The 10,648-nt window shown below is 59.4% G+C and carries 10 protein-coding genes; 7 read left to right on the top strand and 3 right to left on the bottom strand.

Features of this window, described 5'->3' with window-relative positions:
- Nucleotides 1–214 precede the first annotated feature (214 nt).
- A complete protein-coding gene (locus IB252_RS20455; RefSeq protein WP_111449132.1) occupies nucleotides 215–1,708 on the bottom strand; it encodes a CoA-acylating methylmalonate-semialdehyde dehydrogenase in 1,494 nt (497 codons plus the stop codon).
- 65 nt (nucleotides 1,709–1,773) lie between these two features.
- Nucleotides 1,774–3,123 carry an aspartate aminotransferase family protein gene (locus IB252_RS20450; protein ID WP_192410074.1) on the bottom strand — a complete coding sequence of 450 codons (1,350 nt, stop codon included), beginning with the start codon at nucleotides 3,121–3,123 and terminating at the stop codon, nucleotides 1,774–1,776.
- Nucleotides 3,124–3,262: 139 nt separating this feature from the next.
- Here IB252_RS20450 and IB252_RS20445 point away from each other — a divergent pair, with 139 nt between their 5' ends.
- The 6 genes from IB252_RS20445 to IB252_RS20420 all read left to right on the top strand — a co-directional run bounded on the left by IB252_RS20445 (nucleotide 3,263) and on the right by IB252_RS20420 (nucleotide 9,700).
- Complete coding sequence (locus IB252_RS20445; RefSeq protein WP_192410073.1) at nucleotides 3,263–4,183, top strand: LysR family transcriptional regulator; 921 nt, start codon at nucleotides 3,263–3,265, stop codon at nucleotides 4,181–4,183.
- Nucleotides 4,184–4,319: 136 nt separating this feature from the next.
- Nucleotides 4,320–4,970 carry a TetR/AcrR family transcriptional regulator gene (locus IB252_RS20440; protein ID WP_192410072.1) on the top strand — a complete coding sequence of 217 codons (651 nt, stop codon included), beginning with the start codon at nucleotides 4,320–4,322 and terminating at the stop codon, nucleotides 4,968–4,970.
- A 7-nt stretch (nucleotides 4,971–4,977) separates the two neighbouring features.
- A complete protein-coding gene (locus IB252_RS20435) occupies nucleotides 4,978–5,559 on the top strand; it encodes an IMPACT family protein (RefSeq protein ID WP_192410071.1) in 582 nt (193 codons plus the stop codon).
- Between the two features lie 531 nt (nucleotides 5,560–6,090).
- Nucleotides 6,091–7,656 (top strand): ABC transporter ATP-binding protein, encoded by a 1,566-nt coding sequence (locus IB252_RS20430; protein WP_192410070.1) that lies wholly within the window; start codon nucleotides 6,091–6,093, stop codon nucleotides 7,654–7,656.
- A gap of 11 nt (nucleotides 7,657–7,667) precedes the next feature.
- On the top strand, nucleotides 7,668–8,774 hold the full coding sequence (locus IB252_RS20425) for an ABC transporter permease (protein WP_192410069.1): 1,107 nt from the start codon (nucleotides 7,668–7,670) through the stop codon (nucleotides 8,772–8,774).
- Nucleotides 8,774–9,700 (top strand): ABC transporter permease, encoded by a 927-nt coding sequence (locus tag IB252_RS20420; RefSeq protein WP_192410068.1) that lies wholly within the window; start codon nucleotides 8,774–8,776, stop codon nucleotides 9,698–9,700. Before IB252_RS20425 ends, IB252_RS20420 begins: the two co-directional genes overlap by 1 nt.
- Nucleotides 9,701–9,784: 84 nt before the next feature.
- Here the strand turns inward: IB252_RS20420 and IB252_RS20415 are convergent, their stop codons facing one another.
- Nucleotides 9,785–10,207 (bottom strand): hypothetical protein, encoded by a 423-nt coding sequence (locus IB252_RS20415; protein WP_192410067.1) that lies wholly within the window; start codon nucleotides 10,205–10,207, stop codon nucleotides 9,785–9,787.
- An 82-nt stretch (nucleotides 10,208–10,289) separates the two neighbouring features.
- Here IB252_RS20415 and IB252_RS20410 point away from each other — a divergent pair, with 82 nt between their 5' ends.
- Entirely contained in the window at nucleotides 10,290–10,640 is a 351-nt protein-coding gene (locus IB252_RS20410) for a MerR family transcriptional regulator (RefSeq protein WP_046054540.1), read from the top strand.
- Nucleotides 10,641–10,648: the final 8 nt, after the last annotated feature.

Raw genomic sequence — 10,648 nt, 5'->3', positions numbered from 1 at the left:
CTGGGCTTCGATGACCTGAAGCAACTCGCTGTCGAAAACCGTATAACTCATTGTTTACCAAGGAGTTTTCCGTTTCGACTGCGCCGGAAGTGGGGCGAATTATAGACTTCCAGAATCTGCCGTCAACACCTATCTTCACAATTCTGTCATATAGGTAAAAAAGCCCCTTAAACGCAAAGGCCGGCCCCAAGGGGCCGGCCTTCTTTCCTTCTACTTACAAGCTAGGAAATGCGAACTGCGAAGCTTCATGGCTTGCCCGTTGTGGCCAGCGCTGGGTAATAGCCTTGCGACGGGTGTAGAAACGCACGCCATCCGGACCATACGCATGCAAGTCGCCGAACAGCGAGCGCTTCCAGCCGCCAAAGCTGTGATAAGCCACCGGTACCGGCAGCGGTACGTTGACGCCGACCATACCGACTTCGATTTCGTCGCAGAACAACCGCGCCGCTTCCCCATCACGGGTAAAGATGCAGGTGCCGTTGCCATACTCGTGATCGTTGATCAGCTGCATCGCCTCTTCCAGGCTGTTAACCCGGACAACACACAGCACCGGCCCAAAGATCTCTTCTTTATAGATGCGCATTTCTGGCGTGACGTTATCGAACAGGCAGCCACCCAGGAAGAAACCTTCCTCATGACCCGCCACGCTCAGACCACGACCATCGACCACCAAAGAAGCACCCGCCGAAACACCGTCTTCTATATAGCCACTGACTTTGTCGCGAGCCTGACCGGAAACCAGCGGCCCCATGTCCAGACCGCATGAAGTACCGGCACCGATTTTCAGCGCCTTGATTTGCGGTACCAACTTGGCCACCAGCGCATCCGCCACCTGGTCACCGACGCACACAGCCACCGAGATTGCCATGCAACGTTCACCGCAAGAACCATACGCCGCGCCCATCAATGCGCTGACCGCGTTATCCAGATCCGCATCCGGCATCAACACCGCATGGTTCTTCGCGCCACCCAGTGCCTGAACGCGTTTGCCGCGCTTGGTGCCTTCGGCGTAGATGTATTCGGCAATCGGCGTCGAACCAACGAAGCTCAACGCTTTGACTTCCGGCGCTTCGATCAGCGCGTCCACCGCAGCCTTGTCGCCGTGCACCACACTCAGCACACCTTTAGGCAGACCGGCCTCGATCAACAGTTGAGCAATCAACAGCGTCGAACTTGGGTCACGCTCGGAAGGCTTGAGGATGAAGCAGTTACCGCAGACGATCGCCAGAGGGTACATCCACAGCGGCACCATGGCAGGGAAGTTGAACGGCGTAATACCGGCCACCACACCCAACGGCTGGAAGTCCGACCAGGCATCAATGTTCGGGCCAACGTTACGGCTGTATTCGCCCTTGAGGATTTCCGGCGCTGCGCAAGCGAACTCGACGTTCTCGATTCCGCGTTTCAGTTCACCGGCAGCGTCTTCCAGGGTTTTGCCGTGCTCTTCGCTGATCAGCTGAGCGATCCGCGCTTCGTTCTGCTCCAGCAATTGCTTGAAGCGGAACATCACCTGCGCGCGCTTGGCCGGCGGAGTGTTACGCCAGGCCGGGAACGCTGCCTTGGCCGAGTCGATGGCTTTTTGAATGGTTTCGCGGCTGGCCAATGGCAGCTTGTGAATCGCCTGGCCGGTGGACGGGTTGAACACGTCGGCCGTGCGACCGTCTTCGGTCACCAGTTCGCCATTGATCAAATGCGGAATAAGGCTCATGCGGGGCTCCAGAAAAGTTGTCCACAGGCACCCGTCACCGGGCGCCTCTATATAGAAGGGAAAAATCAGTCGATCTTGTTCAGCACTTCGCCGACCGCGTCGAACAGACGATCAAGGTCTTGCGGCTTGCTGTTGAAGGTTGGGCCGAACTGCAGGGTGTCGCCGCCGAAGCGCACGTAGAACCCGGCTTTCCACAACGCCATGCCGGCTTCGAACGGACGCACGATGGCGTCGCCGTCACGCGGTGCGATCTGGATCGCACCGGCCAGGCCGTAGTTACGAATATCGATGATGTTTTTCGAGCCCTTCAGACCGTGCAGCGCATTTTCGAAATGCGGTGCGACTTCGGCCACGCTCTGCACCAGGTTTTCCTTTTGCAGCAGATCGAGTGCTGCCAGGCCAGCAGCACAAGCCACCGGGTGCGCGGAATAGGTGTAGCCATGCGGGAATTCCACCGCGTACTCCGGCGTCGCCTGGTTCATGAAGGTCTGGTAGATCTCGGAGCTGGCAATCACCGCGCCCATCGGGATCGCGCCGTTGGTGACTTGCTTGGCGATGCACATCAGGTCCGGGGTTACGCCAAAGGTATCGGCACCGAACATTTTGCCGGTACGGCCGAAACCGGTGATCACTTCGTCGAACACCAGCAGGATGTTGTGCTGATCGCAGATCTCACGCAGACGCTTGAGGTAACCCTGTGGCGGAACCAGTACGCCAGCGGAACCGGCCAATGGCTCGACGAACACGGCGGCGATGTTGGAGGCGTCATGCAGCTCGATCAACTTCAACAGTTCATCGGCCAGGGCGATACCGCCCTGCTCCGGCATGCCACGGGAATAGGCATTGCTCGCCAGCAAGGTGTGCGGCAGGTGATCGACGTCCATCATCGCCTGTCCGAACATTTTGCGGTTGCCGTTCACGCCACCGAGGCTGGTGCCGGCGATGTTTACGCCGTGATAACCACGGGCACGGCCGATCATTTTGGTCTTGGTCGCCTGGCCTTTCAGACGCCAGAAAGCACGAACCATCTTCACTGCGGTGTCAGCGCACTCGGAACCCGAGTCAGTGAAGAACACGTGATTGAGATTGCCCGGGGTCAGGTCGGTGATTTTCTCAGCCAGCTGGAACGACAGAGGATGGCCGTACTGGAAGCCTGGCGAGTAATCGAGGGTGCCCAATTGCTTGGCGACCGCTTCCTGAATTTCCTTGCGGGTATGCCCGGCGCCGCAAGTCCACAAACCGGAGAGCGAGTCGTAAACCTTGCGGCCCTTGTCGTCGATCAGCCAACTGCCTTCAGCCGCCACGATCAGTCGCGGATCGCGCTGGAAATTACGGTTGGCGGTGTAGGGCATCCAGTGAGCATCGAGCTTGAGCTGGCTGGCCAGGGACGTCGGGTTGTTTTCAGGCAAGTTCATGGGCAAAACCTCGCAGGGCAATAAGCGGCATAGAGATCAAAAGCGTTCTTGCAGCTAAATTGCCACGGGGATAAAGTCGGTGAAATCCAACTCTTCTAACGTTCAGTCAGCCCTCCACTAAACTTTGAGTGTTTTGAGCATGAGCATCCGTCGCCCCGATCCGCTGGCGCAAGTCAGTGACTTTGATATCCGCTTATTGAGGATCTTCCGCAGCGTCGTGGAGTGCGGCGGCTTCTCGGCAGCGGAATCGGTGCTGGGGATCGGCCGCTCGGCCATCAGCCAGCAAATGAGTGATCTGGAACAGCGCCTGGGTTTGCGCTTGTGCCAACGCGGTCGCGCCGGGTTTTCCCTGACCGAAGAAGGTCGCGAGGTCTATCACTCGGCCTTGCAGCTATTAAGTGCGCTGGAAAGTTTCCGCACCGAGGTCAACGGCCTACACCAACATCTGCGCGGCGAATTGACCATCGGCCTGACCGACAACCTGGTCACCCTGCCCCACATGCGTATCACCCATGCCTTGGCGCAATTGAAGGAGCGCGGCCCCGACGTGCAGATTCAGATCCGCATGATCGCGCCCAATGAAGTCGAACAAGGCGTGCTCGACGGTCGATTGCATGTCGGCGTGGTGCCGCAGGCCAGCGCGCTGTCGGGGCTGGAATATCAGCCGCTCTATAGCGAACGCTCGCTACTGTATTGCGCGGTCGGTCATCCGTTATTTTATGTCGACGATAAACAACTGGATGACGAGCGCCTCAATAGCCAGGATGCCATCGCGCCGACCTTCCGTTTGCCCGCGGAAATCCAGGCCCATTACCAGGCGCTTAATTGCACCGCCAGTGCCTCGGACCGTGAAGGCATGGCGTTCCTGATCCTGACCGGACGCTTCATCGGCTACCTGCCGGACCACTACGCCAGTCTCTGGGTGCAGCAAGGCCGGTTGCGTGCGCTGAAACCAAAGGTGCGGTTTTATGACCTGAGCCTCGCATCGGTCACGCGCAAGGGCCGTCGTCCGCATTTGGTGCTGGAAAGCTTCCTCGAAAGCCTGGCCGCCACACGCTAACCACCACAATCTCTGTAGGAGCAAAGCTTGCTCCTACAGAGATGGGGGTAGGTTTTATCGCATCAGGACTTGTCTGATGCCGGTGGGTGCGCTATCAACGCACTGGTTGCACCCACTCACTTGTTCGGAAGTGCCTATGACCTTTGAAGTCCCCGCTCACGGCGGCAAACCTGCCAGCCGCATTCGTCAGAAGAACGAAGAGACCATCATCAAAGCCGCCGAAGACGAGTTCGCCCGTCACGGGTTCAAAGGCACCAGCATGAACACCATCGCCCTGAATGCCGGATTGCCCAAGGCGAACCTGCATTACTACTTCACCAACAAACTCGGTTTGTACGTGGCGGTGTTGAGCAACATCCTCCAGCTGTGGGACAGCACCTTCAACACACTGACTGCCGAAGATGACCCGGCCGAAGCGCTGACGCGTTACCTCCGCGCCAAGATGGAATTCTCCCGTCGTCAGCCGCAAGCCTCGCGGATCTTCGCGATGGAAGTGATCAGCGGCGGCGAATGCCTGACCGAGTACTTCAACCAGGATTATCGCGCCTGGTTCCAGGGTCGGGCGGGCGTGTTCCAGGCCTGGATCGACGCCGGAAAAATGGACCCGGTCGACCCGGTGAACCTGATCTTCCTGTTGTGGGGCAGCACTCAGCATTACGCCGATTTCGCGACGCAGATCTGCCGTGTCACCGGTCGCACCAAGTTGACCAAGCAAGACATGGAAGACGCCGGCAACAACCTGATCCGCATCATTCTCAAGGGCTGCGGCCTGACGCCAACGATCTAAGACACTTATGCCTTTTACCCTCAGCGGTTTTTGCGAGTACCGCGAAGAGATTCGCAAAAGCCGCTTCATCACTTTCGCCGCACCGATCAGCAGCCCTGCTGAAGCCCAGGCGTTCATCGAACAGCACAGCGATTTGAATGCCTCGCACAATTGCTGGGCCTGGAAGCTTGGCGACCACTACCGCAGCACTGACGATGGCGAGCCCGGCGGCACCGCTGGCCGGCCGATTCTGGCGGCAATCGAAGCTCAGGATTGCGATCAGGTCGCGGTGCTGGTGATTCGTTGGTATGGCGGCATTCAACTCGGCACCGGGGGCCTCGCCCGGGCGTATGGCGGCGGCGCCAACAAGTGCCTGCAAGCGGCGGCAAAGGTTGAACTGATCAGTCGGGTGCCGGTGAGTTGTACCTGTGCTTTTGCAGAGTTGCCGCTGGTGAAGCTTCGGGTGGCGGAACTGGGTGGATTGGTGGTGGAAGAAACGTTCACGGCCAACGGCGTAGACCTGCGATTGGCTATCGGCGAAAGCCAGATCGACGCCCTGCAAACGCAGCTGGCAGGCTTGAGCCGCGGACGCATTTTGTTGCAGCACTAATCGCACCAACAACGTTCACCGCCCTTTCGTCGAACCGGTGCATTTGCCCACATCTGCTGTGCACCCGGCTGTGGATAACCTGAGCACACCCGGCTGTAACCCTTCTGTCACGCGGCTTTGCGGGCTTTGCTCACTTTTCGTCCAATCCGTCATCAAAAAAGATAAATCCACGTAAAAACAATCAGTTAAAGCGGTTTATCACCATTAGAAGAAAGCCACACAGTGCTTATGCCCGACCTTCGGGCTTGCGCACAAATACTGTGGAGCAATCTGTGGATAACCCGTTCATGGCTGTCGCCGCCCCATGTCCGGCATGGCTTGCAGTCGGTTGCTCGTTTTTTGACCAAACCCCTTGAGCAAAACCGGAGCCTGATCAACGGCTTTGCCCTCAAGTGGTGCCTGGTTCGGGATCGACATAGGGCGAGGCGCCGTCCTCAAAGCCTTTATCTGCAACGTATTTGATTTTTCCTGACTCAATGGCCAGGAAATTGCTTTGTCCACAGGCATCACTTCAATCGACCCGAGCCTGTCATGCCCAACCCCGTGCCGATCCTCGATCCAACACCTCGCCTGCAACTGCGCAACATCAGCAAGCGCTACCCCGGTTGCCTGGCCAACGATACCATCGACCTGAGCATTGCCCCCGGCGAAATCCACGCCCTGCTCGGCGAAAACGGCGCGGGCAAAAGTACGCTGATGAAGATCATCTACGGCGTCACTCACGCGGACTCGGGCGAGATGATCTGGCAAGGGCAACGCGTGGCCCTGCGCAACCCGGCCCAGGCTCGGGAGCTGGGAATCGGCATGGTGTTTCAGCATTTCTCGCTGTTCGAGACTTTGAGCGTGGCGCAGAACATTGCCTTGGCGATGGGTGCGGCGGCGGGTACACCGAAACAGCTTGAGCCAAAGATTCGTGAAGTCTCCCGGCGTTATGGCATGGCGCTGGAGCCGGAGCGACTTGTCCACAGCCTGTCGATCGGCGAACGCCAGCGGGTGGAAATCATTCGTTGCCTGATGCAGGACATCCGCCTGCTGATTCTCGACGAGCCAACCTCGGTGCTGACTCCGCAGGAGGCCGACGATTTGTTCGTCACCTTGCGCCGACTCTCCGCCGAGGGCTGCAGCATTCTGTTTATCAGCCACAAACTCGGTGAAGTTCGCGCGTTGTGCCACAGCGCCACGGTGTTGCGCGGCGGTCGGGTGGCCGGGCATTGCGTGCCGGCCGAGTGTTCGGATCGGCAACTGGCGCAGTTGATGGTCGGTGACGCCGCGGCGCTGATTACGGACTATCCGAAAGTCATTGGCGCTAATGCGTTCCTGAATGTGACGGGATTGTCCTGGCACAACCCCGATCCGTTCGGCTGTTCGCTGAAGGACATCGAGCTTGAAGTACGCAGCGGCGAAATCGTCGGCATCGCCGGGGTCGCCGGCAATGGTCAGGATGAGTTGTTGGCCCTGCTCAGCGGCGAAGAACCGCTCAGCCGCAACGACGGCGCAACGATCAGTTTCGCCGGGCAACCGGTGGCGCACTTGCGGCCGGACGCACGGCGCAAACTGGGCCTGGCCTTCGTCCCCGCTGAACGTCTGGGCCATGGCGCGGTGCCGGACTTGAGCCTGGCGGACAACGCCCTGCTCACTGCCTTTCAACAAGGGCTGGTCAGTAATGGCCTGATCCAGCGCGGCAAGGTCGAAGCGCTGGCCGAAGAAATCATCCGCCGCTTCGGGGTCAAGACACCCGATAGCCAGACACCGGCCCGCAGCCTGTCTGGCGGCAACTTGCAGAAATTCATCCTCGGCCGCGAGATCCTCCAACAACCGAAACTGCTGGTGGCCGCGCACCCGACCTGGGGCGTGGACGTCGGCGCCGCCGCGACCATTCACCGGGCGCTGATTGCCTTGCGCGATGCCGGCGCGGCGATCCTGGTGATCTCCGAAGACCTCGACGAACTGTTCCAGATCAGCGACCGCCTCGGCGCGTTGTGCAGCGGTCGATTGTCGCCGCTCAAGGCCACGGTCGACACGCGCCTGATCGATGTCGGCGGCTGGATGGCCGGCCAGTTCGACACCCCTCAATCACTCGCACCCGCAACGGTTTAACGGAGTTTCACATGCTGCTTTCTCTCGAACCCCGTGGCCAGCAATCGCGCCTGATGCTGTGGTGCTCGCCATTGCTGGCGGCTGTCCTGACGTTGGGCTGTGGCTCACTGCTGTTTGTCGCGCTGGGGCATGACCCGTTACTGACCTTGCACACGTTGCTCATCGCACCGATCAGCGACCTGTACGGCGTCTCCGAACTGCTGGTCAAAGCGCTGCCGATTTTGCTCTGCGCGTTGGGGCTGGCGGTGGCGTACCAAGCACGAATCTGGAACATCGGCGCCGAAGGTCAGTTGCTGCTTGGCGCGCTGGCCGGCAGTGCATTGGCGGTGAACATCATCGACCTGCAAAGTCGCTGGGCGCTGGTGCTGATCCTGCTTGTCGGCACCCTGGCCGGTGCCGCGTGGGCCGGGCTGACGGCGTGGTTGCGCACGCGTTTCAATGCCAATGAAATCCTCACCAGCATCATGCTCAATTACATCGCCCTGAACCTGTTGCTGTTCTGTGTGCATGGGCCGCTGAAGGATCCGGCGGGATTCAACTTTCCGGAGTCGGCGATGTTCGGTGATGCCAGCCGTTTGCCGCTGCTGATGGAGGATGGTCGGGTCCACGTGGGCGTGTATTTCGCCTTGCTCGCGTTGGTGGCGGTGTGGGTGTTGCTGCAGAAAAGCTTTATCGGCTTCCAGATCAAAGTCCTCGGGCTGGACAAGCGCGCAGCGGGGTTCGTCGGCTTTCGCGAGAAGCGGCTGATCTGGCTGGCGCTGTTGATCAGCGGAGGATTGGCGGGGCTGGCCGGTGTGTGCGAAGTCACCGGGCCGATCGGCCAATTGGTGCCGCAAGTCTCGCCCGGTTACGGCTATGCCGCGATCACCGTGGCGTTTCTCGGGCGACTCAATCCCCTCGGCATTCTGTTTTCCAGCCTGTTGATGGCGCTGCTGTACATCGGCGGCGAGAGCGCGCAGATGAGCATGAATCTGCCGCAAGCGATTACGCAATTGTTCCAGGGAATGATGCTGTTTTTCCTGCTGGCCAGTGACGTGCTGATTCTCTACCGACCGCGCTTGAATCTGCGCGGGTCCCGTCGTGCACAAGCCACCGCCGTACACGCAGGAGCGCTGTGATGGATATCGATCTGCTGAGCAATATTTTCTACGCCATGGTCCGTTGCGGTACGCCGCTGCTGTTGGTGGCTCTAGGTGAACTGATCTGCGAGAAGAGCGGCGTTCTGAACCTCGGCCAGGAAGGGATGATGCTGTTTGGGGCGGTGATCGGTTTTATCGTCGCTTTGAACAGCGGCAACCTGTGGCTCGGCGTGTTTTTGGCGATGCTTGCCGGGATGCTGTTGTCGTCGTTGTTTGCGCTGGTGGCGCTGGTATTCAACGCCAATCAGGTGGCCACCGGGTTGGCGCTGACGATCTTCGGCGTAGGCCTGTCGACCTTTGTCGGCGCGGCGTGGGTCGGTAAACCGCTGGCAGGTTTTGAGCCGGTGGCGATTCCTTTTTTGAGCGACATCCCACTGATCGGACGGATGCTGTTTGCGCAGGATCTGTTGGTGTATGTGTCGTTCGCGCTGTTTGCGCTGGTGGCCTGGGTGATGGTGAAAAGTCGCGTCGGGCTGATCATTCAGGCGGTCGGCGAAAACCCGGATGCAGCCAGTGCGATGGGTTTGCCGGTGTTGGGCGTGCGCACGCTGGCGGTGCTGTTTGGCGGGGCGATGGCTGGATTGGCCGGGGCTTATTTGTCGCTGGCTTATACGCCGATGTGGGCGGAGAACATGAGCGCCGGGCGTGGCTGGATTGCCCTGGCACTGGTGGTGTTTGCCAGTTGGCGGGTGTGGCGATTGCTGCTGGGGGCGTATCTGTTCGGACTCGCCAGCATCCTGCATCTGGTGGCGCAGGGGTTGGGGCTGGCGATTCCGTCGAGTCTGCTGGCGATGCTGCCGTATGTGGCGACCATTGTGGTGTTGGTGCTGCTGTCGCGGGATGCGCTGCGTACGCGGTTGTATGCGCCGGTGTCGTTGGGGAAACCTTGGCAGGCTGGGCATTAGTGGTTGTCTGCACCGGCCCCATCGCGAGCAGGCTCGCTCCCACATTTGACCGAGTCGAGCCGGATTTTTGTGTTCAACGCAAATCTACTGTGGGAGTGAGCCTGCTCGCGATGACGTCCGCACTGGCAACACCTGAGCTACGCCCCACGCCAATTCAAAGACCAGAAAAATCACCAACAGCGAACTGGCGCCATGGAGCAAGGCATAGAGCTGCCAAGCCGAAAACAGAAATCTACCGACGGCGTCATACCGCCCATACACCTGCTGCGGATCACGAATCCGCAGCACCGCCCACACGCAGACAATCGACCCCAACAGATTGGCCATCAGCAAGTGCATCGGCTCAAACGGCGGCAACTCGCCGGACAAATGGAACGCTTGACTCACACTCGACAAAACGCCATGCAACGCCGCAAAGCTCCACGGCGTGACAAACGCCGCCGTCACGATCAAGTCATACCAGGCACTACCCTTCACCAACCGGCGATATTGCGTTGAAGTCCACATCCGTTTTGCTCCATAAATTCAGGGAGCAACAAGGCTAAAGCCTGGAGTATGCTCCAGGGTCAAGCCCTCTCGAGAAGTCATGATGCGCATCGGTGAATTAGCCCAGGCCAGCGCCGTCAGCCGCGACACGCTGCGTTTCTACGAGCAGCGCGGATTGATTGCGGCGCAACGCAGCGCCAACGGTTATCGCGACTATCCGGCGGACATGGTGCAACTGGTGCTGTACATCAAGACCGCTCAGCGATTGGGCTTTACCCTCGGCGAGATCGGCAACAGCGTCGCCGCGTTATGGCAGTCGCCCGATCCGGACAGCGCCGTCACGCAATTGCTGCAAGACAAACTCAAACTGATCGAAACCCGAATCGACGAACTCGGCGCGCTGCGTCAGGAGTTGCAGCAACGGCTCGGTCAGCGTTGTCCATTGAATCCGTGATCCTCATT

The sequence above is a fragment of the Pseudomonas sp. PDM10 genome (assembly GCF_014852295.1).
In the GTDB taxonomy this organism is placed as follows: domain Bacteria; phylum Pseudomonadota; class Gammaproteobacteria; order Pseudomonadales; family Pseudomonadaceae; genus Aquipseudomonas.
The sequence above is the reverse complement of the archived record's forward strand: the minus strand, read 5'-3'. Positions and strand labels throughout refer to the sequence as shown.